We start from the raw sequence: 18,457 nt of genomic DNA, 5'->3' as shown, positions 1-18,457 counted from the left end.
CTCGCCACAGCCACAACCACAACCACAACCACAACCACAGCCACAGCCACAGCCACAGCTAAAGCCACAGCCACCACCACAACCAGCCTGCTCGGCGCCGATACTCATAGCCATCAATCCATGAAGCCCTGGAGCTTCAGTTCGATGGAGCGCGGGTTCTCGCCCTCGGCAATCGACAGGATGCCCTCCAGGAGCATTTCCCGGTAGCGGGACTGGCGCATGGCAATGGATTTGAGCTTGCTGGCAATCGGCAGCAGCAACAGGTTGGCACTGGCCACGCCATAGATGGTGGCGACAAATGCCACGGCAATGCCGCTGCCCAGTTGCGAGGGGTCGGCCAGGTTGCCCATCACGTGGATCAGGCCCATGACCGCACCGATGATGCCGATGGTCGGCGCATAGCCGCCCATGCTTTCGAAAACTTTGGCCGCGTTGATATCGCGGCTTTCCTGGGTGTAGAAGTCCACTTCGAGGATGCTGCGGATCGCTTCCGGCTCGGCGCCGTCGACCAGCAGTTGCAGGCCTTTGCGCGCGTAGCTGTCGGGCTCGGCATCGGCTACGCCTTCAAGGCCGAGCAGGCCTTCCTTGCGGGCGGTGAGGCTCCAGTTGACCACGCGGTCGATACCGCCGGCCAGGTCCACGCGCGGCGGGAAAATGATCCACACCAGGATCTGCATGGCCCGCTTGAATGAGCTCAGGGGTGACTGCAACAGCGCCGCGCCGACGGTGCCACCGATCACGATCAGCGCTGCCGGGCCGTTGGCCAGGGCGCCAAGGTGGCCGCCTTCCAGGTAATTGCCGCCAATAATGGCGACAAACGCCAGGAGTATCCCAACCAGGCTCAACACATCCATCAGTGACAGGCCTCCACTAGGTGCTTGCCGATGTCATCCAGGCTGTAGACCGCGTCGGCCAGGTCGGCCTTGACGATGGCCATGGGCATGCCATAGATCACGCAACTGGCTTCGTCCTGGGCCCAGATCGAGCTACCGCCCTGCTTGAGCAGGCGCGCGCCTTCGCGACCGTCCGCGCCCATGCCGGTGAGGACCACCGCCAGAACTTTGTCACCGTAGGACTTGGCGGCCGAACCGAAGGTGATATCCACACACGGCTTGTAGTTCAGACGCTCATCACCCGGCAGGATTTTCACCGCGCCGCGACCGTCGACCATCATTTGCTTGCCACCGGGGGCCAGCAAGGCCAGGCCCGGGCGCAGGATATCGCCGTCTTCGGCTTCCTTGACGCTGATGCGGCACAGCTTGTCCAGGCGCTCGGCAAAGGCCTTGGTAAATGCGGCGGGCATGTGCTGGATCAGCACGATGGGCGCGGGGAAGTTGGCGGGCAACTGGGTCAGGACGCGCTGCAAGGCCACCGGGCCGCCGGTGGACGTACCGATCGCCACCAGTTTGTAGGCCTTGCGCTTGGGCGCAGGCGACGCAGGAGTTGGCGCCGCCGTGCGCGTCGGCGCCACGGCAGGCCGTGCCACTGGCGCGGGAGCCGGACGCCCGAAACTGCTGCTGGTCGGTGCAGGCGCCGCTACCGGAGCGGGAGCCACCGGGGCCCGGAAGCTGCTGCGGTTGCTGCGCGAGATGCTGTGCACCTTCTCGCAGAGCATCTGCTTGACCTTCTCGGGGTTGCGCGAGATGTCTTCGAAATTCTTCGGCAGAAAGTCCACGGCGCCAGCGTCCAGCGCATCGAGGGTCACCCGGGCGCCTTCGTGGGTCAGCGACGAGAACATCAACACCGGGGTCGGGCAACGCTGCATGATGTGGCGCACGGCAGTGATGCCATCCATCATCGGCATCTCGTAGTCCATGGTGATCACGTCCGGCTTCAACGCCAGGGCCTGATCAATCGCCTCTTTGCCGTTGGTGGCCGTACCGACCACCTGGATGTTGGAATCCGCTGAAAGAATTTCCGAGACGCGGCGGCGGAAGAAACCCGAATCATCCACCACCAGAACCTTGACTACCATAACCACTCCGTTAGGCCGGGCGAGGGACAATCGCCCTGCCCGGGCCGAATCAAATACGCCGTGCGGCGTAACGCTTGAGCATGCTCGGAACATCGAGAATCAGCGCGATCCGACCGTCACCGGTAATGGTCGCACCCGACATGCCTGGCGTTCCTTGCAGCATCTTGCCCAATGGCTTGATGACCACTTCTTCCTGGCCAACCAGTTGATCGACGACAAAGCCGATACGCTGGGTGCCCACGGACAGGATCACCACGTGGCCTTCGCGCTGCTCTTCATGAGCGGCGGATGCCACCAGCCAACGCTTGAGGTAGAACAAAGGCAGGGCCTTGTCCCGCACGATCACCACTTCCTGGCCGTCGACCACATTGGTGCGCGACAGGTCGAGGTGGAAGATCTCGTTGACGTTGACCAGCGGGAAGGCGAACGCCTGGTTGCCCAGCATCACCATCAGGGTCGGCATGATCGCCAGGGTCAACGGCACCTTGATGACGATCTTCGAGCCCTGGCCCTTGGTCGAGTAAATATTGATCGAGCCGTTGAGCTGGCTGATCTTGGTCTTCACCACGTCCATGCCCACGCCACGGCCGGACACGTCGGAAATCTCGGTCTTGGTCGAGAAGCCCGGGGCAAAAATCAGGTTGTAGCACTCGGTATCGGTCAGGCGATCGGCCGCGTCCTTGTCCATAACGCCGCGCTTGACCGCGATGCCGCGCAGGATATTGGAGTCCATGCCTTTGCCGTCATCGGTGATCGACAGCAGGATATGGTCGCCTTCCTGTTCGGCCGCCAGAATCACTTTGCCCAGGCGCGGCTTGCCGCTGGCTTCGCGCTCTTCCGGGGTTTCCACACCGTGGTCAACCGCGTTGCGCACCAAGTGGACCAGCGGGTCGGCCAGGGCCTCGACCAGGTTTTTGTCGAGGTCGGTTTCTTCGCCCACCAGTTCCAGGGCGATCTCTTTTTTCAACTGCCGGGCCAAGTCACGGACCAGGCGCGGGAAGCGCCCGAAGACCTTCTTGATCGGCTGCATGCGCGTCTTCATCACCGCGGTCTGCAGGTCGGCAGTGACCACGTCGAGGTTCGACACGGCCTTTTGCATGGCTTCGTCGCCACTGTTCAAGCCCAGGCGCACCAGGCGGTTACGCACCAGCACCAGTTCGCCGACCATGTTCATGATGTCGTCCAGGCGCGCGGTATCTACCCGCACGGTGGTTTCGGCTTCACTGGCCGGGGCTTTTTCGGCAGCGGCCGGCGCGCGGGCTGGCGCCGGGGCGGCGGCACGTGCTGGAGCCGGTGCAGCGGCCTTGGCGGCAGCGGGTGCCGGTTTGGCCACCACTGCTGTAGCGGTCGCGGTGGCTGCGGCGGCAGGCGCCACTTCAGAGAACTTGCCCTTGCCGTGCAATTCGTCCAGCAGGGATTCGAATTCGTGGTCGGTGATCAGGCCATCCGCTGCCGGTGCGGCAGCAGGCGCCGCAGCAGCAGGTGCAGCCGCCGCAGCGACTGCCGGCAACGCATCGGCAGCAAACGAGCCCTTGCCATGCAACTGATCGAGCAGCGCTTCAAATTCGTCGTCGGTGATATCGGTGCTGGCCGCTGGCGCAGCAGCCTCCACAGGCGGCGGTGTGGCCGCCACGGCGTCCGGCGCGAACTGGCCCTTGCCGTGCAACTGGTCGAGCAAGGACTCGAACTCGGCGTCGGTGATGTCTTCGCTGGTCGGCACCATGGCCGGCGCAGCCGCTGCCGGTGCTTCGGCCTCGGCCTTGACGGCATTGAGGGAGTCCAGCAGTTGTTCGAATTCGCTGTCGGTAACGTCGGGTTCGGCAACCGGTTCAGGCGCAGCTTCAACCACCGGGGCGGCGGCCAGGGCGGCAGGTTCTGCCAGGCGCGCCAGGGCGGCCAGCAGTTCCGGGGTGGCGGCAGTAATCGGTGCGCGTTCACGCACTTCATTGAACATGCCGTTGACCGCGTCCAGGGCTTCGAGGATCACGTCCATCAATTCCGAATCAACGTGCCGCTCACCCTTGCGCAGGATGTCGAACACGTTTTCGGCGATGTGGCAGCACTCCACCAGCTCATGGAGCTGGAGGAAGCCGGCGCCCCCTTTTACAGTGTGAAAACCGCGAAAAATTGCATTGAGCAGGTTCGCATCATCCGGTCGGCTTTCCAGCTCGACCAGTTGCTCGGACAACTGCTCTAGAATTTCGCCGGCCTCTACAAGGAAATCCTGAAGGATTTCTTCATCGGCGCCGAAGCTCATATTGCGTGCTCCTTAGAAGCCTAAACTGGACAGCAAATCGTCTACGTCATCTTGACCTGACATAACGTCTTCACGTTTATCGGCATGAATCTGCGGACCTTCACCCTTGGCGAGGTGTTTTTGTGGATCTTTTTCCGAGAGGATCGCTTCGCGGTCATGTTCGATGCCGGCAAAACGGTCGACCTGGCCAGCCATCAGCACCAGCTTGAGCAAGTTGCTTTCCACTTCAGTGACCAGCAGGGTCACACGCTTGATCACCTGACCGGTGAGGTCCTGGTAATCCTGGGCCAGCAGAATGTCATTGAGGTTGCTGGAAACCGTACGGTTTTCCTGCTCGCTGCGTGACAGAAAACCTTCGACCCGACGCGCCAGGTCACGAAATTCTTCTGCGCCTACTTCGCGACGCATGAAGCGCCCCCAGTCAGCGCTCAACGCCTTGGCCTCATTGGCCATGCCGTTCACCAGAGGCGTGGCGTTTTCCACCAGGTCCATGGTGCGATTGGCTGCCGCCTCAGTCAGCCTGACCACGTAGGACAGGCGTTCGGTGGCATCGGTGATCTGCGAGATTTCCTCGGCCTGGGGCATGTGCGGGTCGATCTGGAAATTGACGATCGCACTGTGCAACTCACGGGTGAGCTTGCCCACTTCCTGGTACAGGCCGCGGTCGCGGGTCTGGTTGAGCTCATGGATCAACTGCACTGCGTCGCCGAACTGGCCTTTTTCCAGGCTTTCGACGAGTTGATGAGCATGTTTTTTCAGGGTCGACTCAAAGTCGGCCTGCGATGATTCTTTATGCTCCATAGCTCCCCCGTGGCAGCATCAATGACCGATGCGTTCGAAGATTTTTTCAATCTTCTCTTTCAAGGCCAGTGCAGTGAATGGCTTGACCACGTAGCCGTTGACCCCCGCCTGGGCGGCTTCGATGATCTGTTCACGCTTGGCTTCAGCGGTCACCATCAGCACAGGCAGGCTGCGCAGTTTTTCATCCGCGCGCACGTGGCGCAGTAGATCGATACCGGTCATGCCAGGCATGTTCCAGTCGGTTACCAGAAAGTCGATGCTCCCGCTGTTGAGGATCGGAATCGCCGTAATACCGTCATCCGCCTCGACCGTGTTAGTGAACCCAAGGTCACGCAACAGGTTTTTTATGATCCGCCGCATCGTTGAGAAGTCATCAACGATGAGGATTTTCATGTTCTTGTCCAATTCGACCTCCAAGCAGTCTTAAACGCGTCCAGCACCTGGGCGCGCCATATCATTCAACAGGCATTACACAAAAAGGACTGCCGGGGCGCACCACGAGCCGCTCCCGCCCGGCTTGCGCCCTGGCGGTTATCGCTCACAGTGTCCCCACACTGCCTGTCAGCGCGCTCGCCACTCTCCCAAACGCCCCCGCAAGCGGGCCGCGCATTGGCTATGTAGCTGGCTGACCCGCGATTCGCTGACCCCCAGGACCTCACCGATTTCCTTGAGGTTCAGCTCTTCGTCGTAGTACAGCGCCAACACCAGCCGCTCACGCTCCGGCAGGTTGGCAATCGCCTCTGCCAGGGCGCCCTGGAAGCGTTCATCTTCCAGGTCGCGTGAAGGCTCCTGGTGAGCGCTCGCGCCGTCCTCGTGCAGCCCTTCATGTTCGCCGTCCTGTAGCAGGTCGTCGAAACTGAACAGGCGGCTGCCCAAGGTATCGTTCAAAATCCCGTAGTAATCGTCGAGACTCAATTGGAGTTCGGCCGCAACTTCGTGATCTTTAGCGTCGCGACCGGTTTTTGCTTCAATTGAGCGAATTGCGTCACTCACCATCCGGGTATTGCGGTGGACCGAACGCGGCGCCCAATCACCTTTACGCACTTCATCGAGCATCGCGCCACGGATGCGGATACCCGCATACGTCTCGAAACTCGCACCCTTGCTCGCGTCGTACTTGGTCGACACTTCGAGCAGGCCGATCATCCCCGCCTGGATCAGGTCTTCGACCTGGACACTGGCGGGCAGGCGTGCCAGCAGGTGGTAGGCAATGCGCTTGACCAGAGGCGCATAGCGCTCGATCAATTCGCCCTGGCTGTCACGCGCTGATTTTTTGTAAAGGTTGTAGCCGCTGGCTGTCATAGCACCGGTCCTGCACTCGTCTGATGCACCAATCGCTCGACGAAAAACTCCAGATGCCCCCGGGGATTGGCGGGCAGTGGCCAGGTATCGACCTTCTGAGCAATTGCCTTGAACGCCAACGCGCATTTCGAACGAGGGAACGCTTCATAGACTGCACGCTGCTTTTGCACAGCCTTGCGCACACACTCGTCATAGGGAACTGCGCCGACGTATTGTAAGGCGACATCGAGGAAGCGATCCGTGACCTTGGTCAACTTGGCGAACAGGTTGCGCCCCTCTTGCGGGCTCTGGGCCATGTTGGCCAGCACGCGGAAGCGGTTCATGCCGTAGTCGCGGTTGAGCAGCTTGATCAGGGCGTAGGCGTCGGTGATCGAGGTGGGTTCGTCGCAGACCACCAGCAACACTTCCTGCGCGGCGCGTACGAAGCTGACCACCGACTCGCCGATCCCGGCGGCGGTGTCGATCACCAGCACGTCGAGGTTGTCGCCGATATCACTGAAGGCCTGGATCAGGCCGGCATGCTGCGCCGGGCTCAGATGCACCATGCTCTGGGTGCCGGAGGCGGCCGGGACGATACGAATCCCCCCTGGCCCCTGCAACAGCACGTCGCGCAGCTCACAGCGGCCCTCGATGACATCGGCCAGGGTGTGTTTGGGCGTCAGTCCCAGCAGAACGTCAACGTTCGCCAGGCCCAGGTCGGCATCCAGCAGCATGACGCGGCGGCCAAGCTCTGCCAGGGCCAGGGACAAATTCACTGACACGTTAGTTTTCCCGACGCCACCTTTGCCGCCGGTCACCGCGATCACCTGTACGGGATGCATGCTGCCCATGTTCTTTCTTTACCTTGTCTTGCTTAGCCGCAGGCTACATAGGGTGGCCGCGGTAGCAGACCATCGATGTAGGTACATTGCACTGTGTTTCATGTTGCCTTCAGCCGACCCGCTTGGCTGGGTTGTGATAGAGGTCGGCGAACATATCCGCCATCGCCTCTTCACTGGGTTCGTCCTGCATTTGCACACTGACTGCACGGCTGACCAACTGATGACGGCGCGGCAGATGCAAGTCATCCGGGATCCGCGGCCCGTCGGTCAGGTAGGCGACCGGTAGTTCATGGCTGATGGCAAGGCTCAACACTTCGCCCAGGCTTGCCGTTTCATCCAGCTTAGTCAGGATGCAACCGGCCAGCCCGCAACGCTTGTAGCTGTGGTACGCAGCAGTCAGAACCTGTTTTTGGCTGGTTGTTGCAAGTACCAGGTAATTTTTCGACTTGATCCCACGCCCGGCCAGGCTTTCCAGTTGCATGCGCAACGCCGGATCGCTGGCTTGCAGGCCGGCGGTATCGATCAGCACCACGCGCTTGCGCAGCAGCGGGTCGAGGGCGTTGGCCAGGGATTGGCCCGGGTCGACATGGGTCACCGGCACATTGAGGATGCGGCCCAGCGTCTTGAGCTGTTCCTGGGCACCGATGCGGTAGCTGTCCATGCTCACCAGGGCAATATTGTGGGCGCCGTACTTGAGTACATAACGGGCGGCCAGCTTGGCCAGGGTGGTGGTCTTGCCCATGCCGGCAGGGCCGACCATGGCAATCACGCCACCTTCTTCAAGGGGTTCGATTTCCGGGGTCTGGATCATCCGCGCCAGGTGGGCCAGCAGCATGCGCCAGGCCTGGCGAGGTTCTTCGATACCGGTGGTCAGCTCCAGCAGGTCGCGCGACAACGGGCCAGACAAACCGATGCGTTGCAGGCGACGCCAGAGGTTGGCCTGTTGCGGCTTGCTGCCTTGCAACTGGTTCCAGGCCAGCGAGCCCAACTGCACTTCCAGCAGTTCGCGCAGGCCGTTGAGTTCAAAGCGCATCGAGTCGAACACGCGCTGGTCGACCGCCGCAGCCGGCGCCGGCGCAGCAGGGCGCGGCGGCTCGACGAAGGTCGGCTCCACCAGGGGCTCGGCCGCGGTCAGCGGCAGGCCGGCAAACAGTTGGCGGTTGGTGGTCGCATCGCTGTCGCCACGCATGCTCAGCTCGGCCTGGGCCGAGACAATGCGCGAGGCGGTCTTGCGCAACTCGTCTTCGAGTTCCATGTTTGGCACGCGCGGCGCCAAGGCCTGGGGTTTGTAATCCAGGGCAGCCGTCAGCTCGACACCGCCGGCAATGCGACGGTTACCGATAATCGCTGCGTCGGCGCCCAGTTCATCACGAACCAGCTTCATGGCCTGACGCATATCGGCGGCGAAAAAACGCTTTACTTGCATAACCCACTACCTCAGCCGTTGGGCCCTACTGTCGCGACGATAGTCACTTGCTTGTTGTCAGGAATTTCCTGATAAGCCAATACGTGCAAATTCGGTACTGCCAGGCGTCCAAACCGCGACAACATCGCCCGGACGGGGCCGGCTACCAGCAGAATCACCGGTTGGCCCTGCATTTCCTGACGTTGTGCGGCGTCGATCAACGAACGCTGGAGCTTTTCAGCCATGCTTGGCTCCAGCAAGACGCCCTCTTCCTGGCCTTGTCCGGCCTTCTGGATACTATTGAGCAATATTTGTTCCAACCTTGGTTCCAAGGTGATTACAGGCAGCTCAGAGTCAAGCCCTACAATGCTTTGGACGATGGCACGCGACAAACCGACGCGCACCGCTGCCACCAGCGCGGCAGTATCTTGACTCTTGGCAGCATTGTTGGCGACAGCCTCGGCAATGCTGCGAATATCGCGCACCGGCACCTGTTCGGCCAACAGCGCCTGCAAAACCTTGAGCAGTTGCGACAGTGACAACACCCCCGGCACCAGCTCTTCGGCCAGTTTAGGCGAGGCTTTGGCCAGCAATTGCATGAGTTGCTGGACTTCTTCGTGGCCAATCAGCTCGTGGGAGTGCTTGTACAGAATCTGGTTGAGGTGCGTGGCAACCACGGTACTGGCGTCGACCACGGTGTAACCCAGCGATTGTGCCTGGCTCCGCTGGCTGACTTCGATCCACACCGCGTCCAGACCAAAAGCCGGATCTTTGGCGGTTATGCCGCTCAGGGTGCCAAATACCTGCCCGGGGTTGATTGCCAACTCGCGGTCGGGATAGATCTCGGCTTCGGCCAGGGTCACGCCCATCAGCGTCAGGCGATAGGCACTGGGGGCCAGGTCGAGGTTGTCGCGGATATGCACGGTGGGCATCAAAAAGCCCAGGTCCTGGGACAGCTTCTTGCGCACACCCTTGATCCGCGCCAGCAACTGGCCGCCCTGGTTGCGGTCCACCAGGGGGATCAGGCGGTAGCCGACTTCCAGGCCGATCATGTCGATGGGCGTCACGTCATCCCAGCCCAACTCCTTGGTTTCCTGGGCACGGGCCGGCGACGGCAGCAGGTCCTGCTGGCGTTCCACCTCTTTCAAGGCCTGGACCTTGACCGTGTTCTGCTTCTTCCAGAACAGGTACGCGCCGCCAGCGGCCAGGGCGGCCATACTCAGGAACGAGAAATGCGGCATGCCCGGCACGATGCCCATGATCGCCATGATGCCGGCCGCCACGGCCAGGGCCTTGGGCGAGGCGAACATCTGGCGGTTGATCTGCTTGCCCATGTCTTCGGAGCCGGACGCACGGGTCACCATGATCGCCGCAGCTGTTGATAACAACAGTGATGGCAATTGCGCCACTAATCCGTCACCGATGGTCAGCAGGGCGTACACCTTGCCCGCATCGCCGAAAGTCATGCCGTGCTGGAAGATCCCCACCGCCATGCCGCCGATCAGGTTGATAAACAGGATCAGCAGGCCGGCGATGGCGTCGCCGCGCACGAACTTGCTCGCACCGTCCATGGAGCCGTAGAACTCGGCTTCCTGGGCCACCTCGGAACGGCGGGCCTTGGCCTGGTTCTGGTCGATCAGGCCAGCGTTGAGGTCGGCGTCGATTGCCATTTGCTTGCCGGGCATCGCGTCGAGGGTAAACCGCGCGCTCACCTCGGAGATGCGCCCGGCACCCTTGGTCACTACCACGAAGTTGATGATCATCAGGATCGCAAACACCACGATACCGACCACGTAGTTACCGCCGATCACCACCTCGCCGAAGGCCTGGATCACCTTGCCCGCCGCAGCGTGACCGTCCTGGCCGTGCAGCATCACCACCCGCGTGGAGGCCACGTTAAGGGCCAGGCGCAGCAGCGTGGCAACCAGCAAAATGGTAGGGAAGACCGCGAAATCCAACGGCCGCAGCGCGTAGACGCAGACCAGCAGCACGACGATCGACAGGGCAATGTTGAAGGTGAAGAACACGTCCAGCAGGAACGGCGGCATCGGCAACATCATCATTGCCAGCATCACCAGCAGCAACAGCGGCACACCCAGATTGCCTCGCGAGAGGTCTGTCAGGGTGCCACGGGCTGTGCTGAACATATTAGAGCGATCCACCGGTATTCCTCGTGTCCCTTGAAGCAAAACTTTGACGCCAGGAGGCGACTTGAAGGCGCTGTTGCAAGAAGCCTTCCAACTTTTGCTTGAGGACTACCGGTGGTACGCCAGGATGCTGGCTAGAGCGGCTTGACGTCTACCGCTTGCTTGCCTTTTGGACCCTCGATGACACTGAACTCGACCTTTTGGCCCTCAGTTAGCGTTTTGAATCCCGTACCGACAATGCCGGAAAAGTGAACAAACAGGTCCTCTGCGCCACCGTCCGTCGTAATAAAGCCAAAGCCCTTTGAATCGCTGAACCACTTCACTGTGCCCGTTGCCATTGCCCGTCTCCCGGATCAGCACATTTCTCACGACCTATCAGAACGCGCTGCACGGGTGCTGGCTACTGTCAAAGTTGACAGGTTGCGCGCAACTTCAGACCGATGGTAAGGGCTTGCAGGGGGCTTATGGATCGTCTGTGGGTTGTGGATTTGTCTGTGGCGAGCGGGCTTGCCCCGCGCTGGGCTGCGTAGCAGCCCCAATAGGGCCGCCGCGTAGTGCCAGGCAAACCGAGGTGGCTGGTTTTGGGGCTGCTTCGCAGCCCAGCGCGGGGCAAGCCCGCTCGCCACAAACAAACCCCTAAAACCCAGGCAAGCCCCCAGTTGCTACTCAGGAATCGCGCTGCAAATCCGGCGGAATCGGCAAATCCTTGAGCGGATCCGGACGCTTGCCCTTACCCGCACGGTATTGGCGGATCTGGTAGACATAGGCCAGTACCTGCGCCACCGCCAGGTACAGCCCGGCCGGGATTTCATGGTCAAGGTCGGTTGAGTAGAAGATCGAACGCGCCAGCGCCGGTGACTCCAGCAGCAGGATGTCGTTGGCCTGGGCGATTTCGCGGATTTTCAAGGCGGTGAAGTCACTGCCCTTGGCCAGCAACAGCGGCGCACCGCCCTTCTCGGCGTCGTATTTGAGCGCCACGGCATAGTGGGTCGGGTTGGTGATGACCACGTCGGCATCGGGCACCGAAGCCATCATCTTGCGCTGGGACATCTCCCGCTGCAGCTGGCGGATGCGCTGCTTCACTTCCGGCTTACCTTCCTGGTCCTTGTGCTCGTCGCGCACTTCCTGCTTGGTCATCAGCAGTTTCTTGTGGCTTTCCCACAGCTGGATCGGCGCATCCACCGCTGCAATCAGGATCAGCCCGCAGGCCATCCACAATGAGCTCCACCCCACCAACTGCACGCTATGGATGATTGCCAGGTCCAGCGGCTCATGGGCGATACGCAGCAGGTCGTCGATATCTGACTTCAACACCACCAGTGCCACGAACAGGATGATAAAGAATTTCGCCAAGGCCTTGAGCAGCTCCACCACGGCCTTGGCGGAGAACATGCGCTTGATCCCGGCACCGGGGTTCATCCGGCTGAATTTTGGCGCCAGGCTGCCGGCTGCAAACAGCCAGCCGCCCAAGGAGATCGGCCCGATGATCGCCGCCAGGAGCAAGGTAATCAGCACCGGTTGCGCGGCAAGGATCGCGATCTTCCCCGAATGCAGCAGGTAGATGCCCATGGCACGCGGGTCCAGCAGCACTTCCCGGGGCAGGGAGAAGTTGTGCTTCATGATTTCCATCAGGTCCTGGGCCAGGCCGCCGCCGTAGATCAGCAGGCCACCGGCACCGGCGAGCATCACCGCGAGGGTGTTGAGCTCTTTGGAGCGGGCAATCTCGCCCTTTTCCCTGGAGTCCTTTTTACGTTTCTCCGTGGGGTCTTCTGTTTTGTCCTGACCACTCTCGCTCTCGGCCATGGCTCAGCGCGCCCGTGCCAGATCACGTAAGAACTGCAAGGCGTCACTGGCCAGCGGTTGATACTGATTGAGAATGTCAGCCAGGCCGACCCAGAAAATCCCCAGGCCCAACACCAGGGTCAGCGGGAAACCAATGGCGAAGATGTTCAACTGCGGCGCAGCGCGGGTCATCACGCCGAAGGCAATGTTGACCACCAGCAACGCGGTGATCGCCGGCAGCACCAGCAGCAACGCGGCGCCCAGCACCCAACTGAGGCGGCCGACCACTTCCCAGAAGTGATTGACGATCAAGCCCTCGCCCACCGGCAAAGTGGTGAAGCTCTCGGTGAGGATCTCGAACGCCACCAGATGGCCGTTCATTGCCAGAAACAGCAAGGTCACCAGCATGGTCAGGAACTGCCCGATCACCGCCACCGATACGCCGTTGGTGGGGTCGACCATGGAGGCGAAGCCCATACCCATCTGGATCGAGACGATTTGCCCGGCAATCACGAAAGCCTGGAAGAACAGGGTCAGGGAGAAGCCCATCAAGGCGCCGATCAGGATCTGTTCGGCGATCAGCAACAGCGCACTGAGGTCCAGGGCGTTGACCGGCGGCATCGCTGGCAACGTCGGCACGATGACCACCGTAATCGCTACCGTGAAAAACAGGCGTACGCGCTTGGGAACCAGCGTGGTACCGATCACCGGCATGGTCATCAGCAAGGCGCCCACCCGAAACAGCGGCAGGATGAACGCAGCCACCCAGGTGCTGATCTGGGTGTCGGTCAACGCCAGCAAGGACTGCATCAGGTCAGCCGATCAACTGCGGAATACTGCCGTACAACTGCAGGATGTATTCCATGAAGGTCTGCACCAGCCAGGGGCCGGCAACGATCAGCGTCACCAGCATCACCAGCAAGCGCGGAAGGAAGCTCAAGGTTTGTTCGTTGATCTGCGTGGCGGCCTGGAACATCGCCACCAGCAAACCTACCAACAGGCTGGGCACCACCAGCACGGCGACCATCAGGGTGGTCAGCCACAGTGCTTCACGAAACAGGTCGACGGCGACTTCCGGAGTCATGGCGCTATACCCCTCCGAAACTGCCGGCCAGGGTGCCGATAATCAGCGCCCAACCATCCACCAGTACAAACAGCATGATCTTGAACGGCAACGAAATGATCAGCGGCGACAGCATCATCATACCCATGGCCATCAGCACACTGGCCACCACCAGGTCGATGATCAGGAACGGGATAAAGATCATGAAGCCGATCTGGAACGCGGTCTTGAGCTCGGAAGTGACAAACGCCGGCACCAGGATGGTCAAGGGTGCCTGGTCCGGGCTGGCGATGTCAGTGCGCTTGGACAGGCGCACGAACAGTTCCAGGTCGCTGGAGCGGGTCTGCGACAGCATAAAGTCCTTGATCGGGCCCTGGGCCTTTTCCACCGCGTCCTGGGCCGTCATTTTCTCTGCCAGGTAGGGTTGCAGGGCTTGCTGATTCACCTTGTCGAACACCGGCGCCATGATGAACAGCGTCAGGAACAGCGCCATGCCGGTGAGGATCTGGTTCGAGGGGGTCTGCTGCAGGCCCAGGGCCTGGCGCAGGATCGAGAACACGATAATGATCCGGGTAAAGCTGGTCATCAGCATGACGAACGCCGGGATAAAACTCAGCGCGGTCATGATCAGCAGGATCTGCAGGCTGACCGAATACTCCTGGGCGCCGGCCGCATTGGTGCCCAGGGTGATCGCCGGGATCGACAACGGGTCCGCGCCGAACGCCAGCGGCGCTGCCAGCAACAGCATGAGCGTCAGTAGAACGCGCATTACTTCTTATCCTTCTGGTCCTTGCCCATCAGCTCCATCAGGCGCTGGGCGAACTCCGGTGTGGCGGCCTCGGTCTGGGCCACGCTGACCGGATGCTTGAGCACATGCAACGGGGTAATACGGCCTGGGGTGAGGCCGAGCAGGATCTGCTCTTCGCCCACCTGCACCAGAACCAGGCGGTCACGCGGCCCCAAGGCCCGCGAGCCCACCAGTTCAATGACCTGGGCGTTGCCCGGGCCGATGCGTTGCACCCGGCGCAACAGCCAGGCGAGGACGAAGATCAGCCCCACCACCAGCAACAGGCCCAGCACCAACTGGGTCAGCTGCCCCGTCACGCTGGCGCCGGCGGCGGGCACGGCGACCTGGGCCACCGGTTCAGCCGCCATCACGCCCAGGGGCAATGCCCACACGAGTCCCAGCCAGCGGCGCGCCATCTCAGCGCAGCTTCTTGATACGTTCGCTGGGGCTGATCACGTCAGTCAGGCGGATGCCGAACTTCTCGTTGACCACTACGACTTCGCCATGGGCAATCAATGTGCCGTTGACCAGCACATCCAGCGGCTCGCCGGCCAGGCGGTCGAGCTCGATCACCGACCCCTGGTTGAGCTGCAGCAGGTTGCGGATATTGATCTCGGTACTGCCCACTTCCATGGAGATCGACACCGGGATATCGAGGATCACGTCTAGGTTCGGACCATCCAGCGATACCGGCTCATGGTTCTTCGGCACGCTGCCGAACTCTTCCATAGGCAAGCGGTTGCCCACGGGTGCAGTGGCGGCGTCGGCGGCCAGCAAGGCGTCGATATCGTCCTGGCCTGCATCGCCGGTTTCTTCCAGGGCTGCCGCCCATTCGTCAGCCAGGGCCTGGTCTTCGGCGGAAGTGTTTTCGTGTTCGGTAGCCATTACATGTCCTCGGCGCAGCAAAAATCATGAATTAGGGATGCATCATCGGGTTGAGTCAGCGACGGTTGATCGGCTCGACCACCTGCAACGCCAGGTTGCCCTTGTGGGAACCGAGCTTGACCTTGAACGACGGCACGCCGTTGGCGCGCATGATCAATTCGTCTGGCAGTTCGACAGGAATCACATCCCCCGGCTGCATATGCAAAATGTCCCGCAGGCGCAATTGGCGACGCGCCACGGTGGCGCTCAGCGGCACGTCGACATCCAGCAGGTCTTCGCGCAGAGCCTTGACCCAGCGTTCGTCCTGGTCGTCGAGGTCGGACTGGAAGCCCGCATCGAGCATCTCGCGCACCGGCTCGATCATCGAGTACGGCATGGTCACGTGCAGGTCGCCGCCACCGCCATCGAGTTCGATGTGGAAGGTGGAGACCACAATGGCTTCGCTGGGCCCGACGATGTTGGCCATGGCCGGGTTCACTTCCGAGTTGATGTACTCGAAATTGACTTCCATGATCGCCTGCCAGGCTTCCTTCAAATCGATAAAGGCCTGCTCCAGCACCATGCGCACCACGCGCAGCTCGGTAGGCGTGAATTCACGGCCTTCGATCTTGGCGTGACGGCCGTCGCCGCCAAAGAAGTTGTCCACCAGCTTGAACACCAGTTTGGCGTCGAGGATGAACAGCGCGGTACCACGCAGGGGCTTGATCTTGACCAGGTTGAGGCTGGTGGGCACGTACAGCGAATGCACGTACTCGCCAAACTTCATTACCTGCACGCCGCCCACTGCCACGTCCGCCGAGCGGCGCAGCATGTTGAACATGCTGATACGGGTGTAGCGGGCAAAACGTTCGTTGATCATCTCCAGGGTCGGCATGCGTCCACGGACGATGCGATCCTGGCTGGTCAGGTCATAACTTTTGACGCTGCCGGGCTCGGCAGCCATTTCGGTCTGTACCAGACCATCGTCGACGCCATGCAACAGGGCGTCGATTTCATCCTGGGACAGCAGGTCTTGCACGGCCATGTCGTGATCCTACTGCAATACGAAATTAGTGAAGAGTGCCTGCTCGACCACGACTTTGCCCAGCTCTTTCTGGGCCACTTCCTGCACGCTGGCAGTGACTTTCTGGCGCAGCATTTCCTGGCCCACCGGGGTGGCCAGGCTGTCGAAACTCTGCCCGGAGAACAGCATCACCAGGTTGTTGCGGATCACCGGCATATGCACCTTGAGGGCATCGAGGTCCGCCTGGTTGCGCGCCAGCAGGGAAATACTCACCTGCAGGTAGCGTTGCCGACCGTTCTGGTTGTAGTTGGCGACAAAGGCCGGGAGCATCTGCTCGAAGATTGCCGGTTGCTTGACGTTGCTGGCGGTCTCGGCCGCAGGTACCGGCTTGCTCTGGGCACTGTGCATAAAGTACCAGGTAGCCCCCACCGACACGCCGATGGCCAATAACAAGGCCAGGACAATCAACAGGATCATCTTGAGCTTGCCCTTGCCTGCTGCAGGAGCTGTTGCTGCGTCGTCACTCTTCGCCATGCCAATAATCCGTCACTATTCGGGGTTTCATAGATCCACGGGAAGGCAAGAGCAAGTGTTATGCCAGAGTTGTCTGGAGTGAGAGGGGGAATGCGTCAATGTGGGAGCGGCCATCGGTATCTACACAACCTCCAGGAACCGACAAACTCCCCCGTGGCGAGCGGGCTTGCCCCGCGCTGGGCTGCGAAGCAGCCCCAATAAGCCGAATGCGGTGTATCAGGTAAACCGTAGTGGCTGGTTTTGGGGCTGCTTCGCAGCCCAGCGCGGGGCAAGCCCGCTCGCCACAGGGGGCCTGTCTGCTTGGGACTATGTGTAGATACCGCTATTGCAGGCAAGCCAGGTCAGGTTTTAGGCGTAGTAGTCCACAGCACTGGAGCCGATGACGGACTGGGCTATCGGCGCCGCCACTTCGGTGGCTTCGCCGGCAAGGCCGGTGTCATGCCCATCGTTGTGCCCACCACTGCCACTGACCCCACGGGCCTGGTTCTGCTGTTGGTCCTGACCCTGGCCCTGCCAGCCACGGGACTGGTCGGACACGTTCACATCGACCTGGCCCATGCCCTGCTGGGCGAACATCTCCCGCAGGCGCCCGGACTGGCTTTCCAGGGCCTCGCGCACGGCGGCATGGCCGCTCATGAAATTCACCTGGGCCTGCTGGTCGGCGGTGATGTTCACGCGGATATCCAGGCGCCCCAGTTCGGCCGGCTGCAATTGGATATCGGCAGATTTGAGGTTGGCGCTGGACAGGTACATGACCCGGTTCACCACTTCCTCGGTCCAGCCACCCTGGTGCATGGCCAGCGGCTGGTTGTTCAGCGGCAAGGCGTTGGCAGTCTTGGGCGTGGCGGCCTGGGTCAAGGCGGCCAGGCGATTGGCGAAGTCATCGACGCGGGTGTCGCTGCTCGCACCTTTCAAATCCTTGAGGCCATCTTCGATCAGGCCACTGAAAGCCTTTTCGCCCCCCTGGTCGGTGCTGTCCTTGGCCGCCTGCTGGTCGACCATGGCCGCCAGGCCGTTGGTGAAGTTCTGCGCGGCGGTGGGTTCAGCCTGGGCCGGCAAGTTCTTTTGCGCCGCCTGGCTGCTGGCTGAGACATGGCCGCCCTGCTCCATCGCCAGGCGCACCGCCGGCAACGAGTCCAATGGATCGGCTTCGGGGTCGAAGGCCGGCGCGACCTCTTCCGTGACCGGCGGCGTGGTCACCAGCAGCGGCGTGCTGACGTCATCTGCCGCGCCAGCCTGGGCCGCCACTGGGGCGGGGGCCACCGCCGCGATCACGGCTGGATCAAGCACCGGGTCGACTGCCGGTGGCTGGGCTTGCGCCAGATCCTTGTCGGCACTTTTATCGTCATCGCTGCTGGCTGCCGCGTCTGCCTTGGCGGGCGGCGTGGCAGGCAAAGTCTTGCCGCTATCGGCAACTGCTGGAGTGCCAGCGGCAGGCTTGTCGTTGCCGACATCCTTCTTCGCGCTGGCCTCGGCCGGCTTGTCGCGGCTGGGCTTGGGCGCCATTTCCACAGCCTTGGAAGGTGCCGCCTTGGACTCCTTGGCGAACACCTGTGCAAAGCCTGGCGCTTTGGCCCGCGCGTCCGCGGCCGTTGCCTGCGCATTGGCGGGGGAAGCCTGCGGCTTGACCGCGGGGGCGGCCTGCAGGAGCGAGTTGGGGGCTAGAGGCATAGTTCAGGTCTCCGCTGCGCAGGG

At 61.6% G+C, this 18,457-nt stretch carries 19 protein-coding genes; all 19 read right to left on the bottom strand.

Annotated features, from left to right (window positions below):
- Nucleotides 1-113: 113 nt before the first annotated feature.
- The gene (locus tag C5F71_RS20950; RefSeq protein ID WP_029292570.1) at nucleotides 114-854 is read right to left on the bottom strand and encodes a flagellar motor protein; all 741 of its coding nucleotides are present in this window, start codon (nucleotides 852-854) and stop codon (nucleotides 114-116) included.
- Nucleotides 854-1,975, bottom strand: coding sequence for a chemotaxis response regulator protein-glutamate methylesterase (locus C5F71_RS20945; RefSeq protein ID WP_029292568.1), 1,122 nt, complete (start codon nucleotides 1,973-1,975; stop codon nucleotides 854-856). The genes C5F71_RS20950 and C5F71_RS20945 overlap by 1 nt, the downstream gene beginning before the upstream one ends.
- A gap of 49 nt (nucleotides 1,976-2,024) precedes the next feature.
- Entirely contained in the window at nucleotides 2,025-4,232 is a 2,208-nt protein-coding gene (locus C5F71_RS20940; RefSeq protein WP_092234575.1) for a chemotaxis protein CheA, read from the bottom strand.
- Nucleotides 4,233-4,244: 12 nt separating this feature from the next.
- Nucleotides 4,245-5,033 carry a protein phosphatase CheZ gene (locus C5F71_RS20935; protein WP_104911848.1) on the bottom strand — a complete coding sequence of 263 codons (789 nt, stop codon included), beginning with the start codon at nucleotides 5,031-5,033 and terminating at the stop codon, nucleotides 4,245-4,247.
- Nucleotides 5,034-5,051: 18 nt separating this feature from the next.
- A complete protein-coding gene (locus C5F71_RS20930; protein WP_005790040.1) occupies nucleotides 5,052-5,426 on the bottom strand; it encodes a chemotaxis response regulator CheY in 375 nt (124 codons plus the stop codon).
- A 168-nt stretch (nucleotides 5,427-5,594) separates the two neighbouring features.
- On the bottom strand, nucleotides 5,595-6,335 hold the full coding sequence (gene fliA / locus C5F71_RS20925; protein WP_029292560.1) for an RNA polymerase sigma factor FliA: 741 nt from the start codon (nucleotides 6,333-6,335) through the stop codon (nucleotides 5,595-5,597).
- On the bottom strand, nucleotides 6,332-7,165 hold the full coding sequence (gene fleN / locus C5F71_RS20920; RefSeq protein WP_003192912.1) for a flagellar synthesis regulator FleN: 834 nt from the start codon (nucleotides 7,163-7,165) through the stop codon (nucleotides 6,332-6,334). Before fleN ends, fliA begins: the two co-directional genes overlap by 4 nt.
- Before the next feature lie 100 nt (nucleotides 7,166-7,265).
- On the bottom strand, nucleotides 7,266-8,582 hold the full coding sequence (gene flhF, locus C5F71_RS20915) for a flagellar biosynthesis protein FlhF (protein ID WP_029292553.1): 1,317 nt from the start codon (nucleotides 8,580-8,582) through the stop codon (nucleotides 7,266-7,268).
- 11 nt (nucleotides 8,583-8,593) lie between these two features.
- Entirely contained in the window at nucleotides 8,594-10,708 is a 2,115-nt protein-coding gene (flhA, locus tag C5F71_RS20910) for a flagellar biosynthesis protein FlhA (protein ID WP_169852090.1), read from the bottom strand.
- A gap of 134 nt (nucleotides 10,709-10,842) precedes the next feature.
- A complete protein-coding gene (locus C5F71_RS20905) occupies nucleotides 10,843-11,046 on the bottom strand; it encodes a cold-shock protein (protein WP_104911847.1) in 204 nt (67 codons plus the stop codon).
- 328 nt (nucleotides 11,047-11,374) lie between these two features.
- Nucleotides 11,375-12,511, bottom strand: coding sequence for a flagellar biosynthesis protein FlhB (flhB, locus tag C5F71_RS20895; protein WP_029292547.1), 1,137 nt, complete (start codon nucleotides 12,509-12,511; stop codon nucleotides 11,375-11,377).
- 3 nt (nucleotides 12,512-12,514) lie between these two features.
- Nucleotides 12,515-13,300: a flagellar biosynthetic protein FliR gene (gene fliR, locus C5F71_RS20890; RefSeq protein WP_029292545.1), complete on the bottom strand. Its 786-nt coding sequence runs from the start codon at nucleotides 13,298-13,300 to the stop codon at nucleotides 12,515-12,517.
- Between the two features lie 4 nt (nucleotides 13,301-13,304).
- Nucleotides 13,305-13,574 carry a flagellar biosynthesis protein FliQ gene (gene fliQ / locus C5F71_RS20885; RefSeq protein WP_003192936.1) on the bottom strand — a complete coding sequence of 90 codons (270 nt, stop codon included), beginning with the start codon at nucleotides 13,572-13,574 and terminating at the stop codon, nucleotides 13,305-13,307.
- Nucleotides 13,575-13,578: 4 nt separating this feature from the next.
- Nucleotides 13,579-14,322 (bottom strand): flagellar type III secretion system pore protein FliP, encoded by a 744-nt coding sequence (gene fliP, locus C5F71_RS20880; RefSeq protein WP_029292538.1) that lies wholly within the window; start codon nucleotides 14,320-14,322, stop codon nucleotides 13,579-13,581.
- Nucleotides 14,322-14,756, bottom strand: a complete 435-nt coding sequence (gene fliO / locus C5F71_RS20875) for a flagellar biosynthetic protein FliO (RefSeq protein WP_029292536.1) — start codon at nucleotides 14,754-14,756, stop codon at nucleotides 14,322-14,324. The genes fliP and fliO overlap by 1 nt, the downstream gene beginning before the upstream one ends.
- 1 nt (nucleotide 14,757) lies before the next feature.
- A complete protein-coding gene (gene fliN / locus C5F71_RS20870) occupies nucleotides 14,758-15,225 on the bottom strand; it encodes a flagellar motor switch protein FliN (protein ID WP_029292534.1) in 468 nt (155 codons plus the stop codon).
- Nucleotides 15,226-15,280: 55 nt separating this feature from the next.
- On the bottom strand, nucleotides 15,281-16,249 hold the full coding sequence (gene fliM / locus C5F71_RS20865; RefSeq protein WP_029292532.1) for a flagellar motor switch protein FliM: 969 nt from the start codon (nucleotides 16,247-16,249) through the stop codon (nucleotides 15,281-15,283).
- 9 nt (nucleotides 16,250-16,258) lie between these two features.
- Nucleotides 16,259-16,762, bottom strand: a complete 504-nt coding sequence (gene fliL, locus C5F71_RS20860) for a flagellar basal body-associated protein FliL (protein WP_029292530.1) — start codon at nucleotides 16,760-16,762, stop codon at nucleotides 16,259-16,261.
- A 348-nt stretch (nucleotides 16,763-17,110) separates the two neighbouring features.
- The gene (locus tag C5F71_RS20855) at nucleotides 17,111-18,433 is read right to left on the bottom strand and encodes a flagellar hook-length control protein FliK (RefSeq protein ID WP_104911846.1); all 1,323 of its coding nucleotides are present in this window, start codon (nucleotides 18,431-18,433) and stop codon (nucleotides 17,111-17,113) included.
- Nucleotides 18,434-18,457: the final 24 nt, after the last annotated feature.

Source organism: Pseudomonas sp. LG1D9, from assembly GCF_002949995.1.
GTDB classification, from domain to species: Bacteria; Pseudomonadota; Gammaproteobacteria; order Pseudomonadales; family Pseudomonadaceae; genus Aquipseudomonas; species Aquipseudomonas proteolytica.
Note: the sequence above shows the minus strand (reverse complement) of the source record. Positions and strands in the feature narration are given on the sequence as shown.

Coding starts and splice junctions, on each gene's coding strand:
- fliM (WP_029292532.1), bottom strand. CDS start 16,249: ATGGCCGTGCAAGACCTGCTGTCCCAGGATGAAATCGACGCCCTGTTG.
- C5F71_RS20935 (WP_104911848.1), bottom strand. CDS start 5,033: ATGGAGCATAAAGAATCATCGCAGGCCGACTTTGAGTCGACCCTGAAA.
- C5F71_RS20945 (WP_029292568.1), bottom strand. CDS start 1,975: ATGGTAGTCAAGGTTCTGGTGGTGGATGATTCGGGTTTCTTCCGCCGC.
- C5F71_RS20905 (WP_104911847.1), bottom strand. CDS start 11,046: ATGGCAACGGGCACAGTGAAGTGGTTCAGCGATTCAAAGGGCTTTGGC.
- fliR (WP_029292545.1), bottom strand. CDS start 13,300: ATGCAGTCCTTGCTGGCGTTGACCGACACCCAGATCAGCACCTGGGTG.
- flhA (WP_169852090.1), bottom strand. CDS start 10,708: ATGTTCAGCACAGCCCGTGGCACCCTGACAGACCTCTCGCGAGGCAAT.
- C5F71_RS20930 (WP_005790040.1), bottom strand. CDS start 5,426: ATGAAAATCCTCATCGTTGATGACTTCTCAACGATGCGGCGGATCATA.
- flhF (WP_029292553.1), bottom strand. CDS start 8,582: ATGCAAGTAAAGCGTTTTTTCGCCGCCGATATGCGTCAGGCCATGAAG.
- fliL (WP_029292530.1), bottom strand. CDS start 16,762: ATGGCGAAGAGTGACGACGCAGCAACAGCTCCTGCAGCAGGCAAGGGC.
- fliP (WP_029292538.1), bottom strand. CDS start 14,322: ATGCGCGTTCTACTGACGCTCATGCTGTTGCTGGCAGCGCCGCTGGCG.
- C5F71_RS20855 (WP_104911846.1), bottom strand. CDS start 18,433: ATGCCTCTAGCCCCCAACTCGCTCCTGCAGGCCGCCCCCGCGGTCAAG.
- fleN (WP_003192912.1), bottom strand. CDS start 7,165: ATGGGCAGCATGCATCCCGTACAGGTGATCGCGGTGACCGGCGGCAAA.
- fliO (WP_029292536.1), bottom strand. CDS start 14,756: ATGGCGCGCCGCTGGCTGGGACTCGTGTGGGCATTGCCCCTGGGCGTG.
- C5F71_RS20950 (WP_029292570.1), bottom strand. CDS start 854: ATGGATGTGTTGAGCCTGGTTGGGATACTCCTGGCGTTTGTCGCCATT.
- C5F71_RS20940 (WP_092234575.1), bottom strand. CDS start 4,232: ATGAGCTTCGGCGCCGATGAAGAAATCCTTCAGGATTTCCTTGTAGAG.
- fliQ (WP_003192936.1), bottom strand. CDS start 13,574: ATGACTCCGGAAGTCGCCGTCGACCTGTTTCGTGAAGCACTGTGGCTG.
- fliA (WP_029292560.1), bottom strand. CDS start 6,335: ATGACAGCCAGCGGCTACAACCTTTACAAAAAATCAGCGCGTGACAGC.
- fliN (WP_029292534.1), bottom strand. CDS start 15,225: ATGGCTACCGAACACGAAAACACTTCCGCCGAAGACCAGGCCCTGGCT.
- flhB (WP_029292547.1), bottom strand. CDS start 12,511: ATGGCCGAGAGCGAGAGTGGTCAGGACAAAACAGAAGACCCCACGGAG.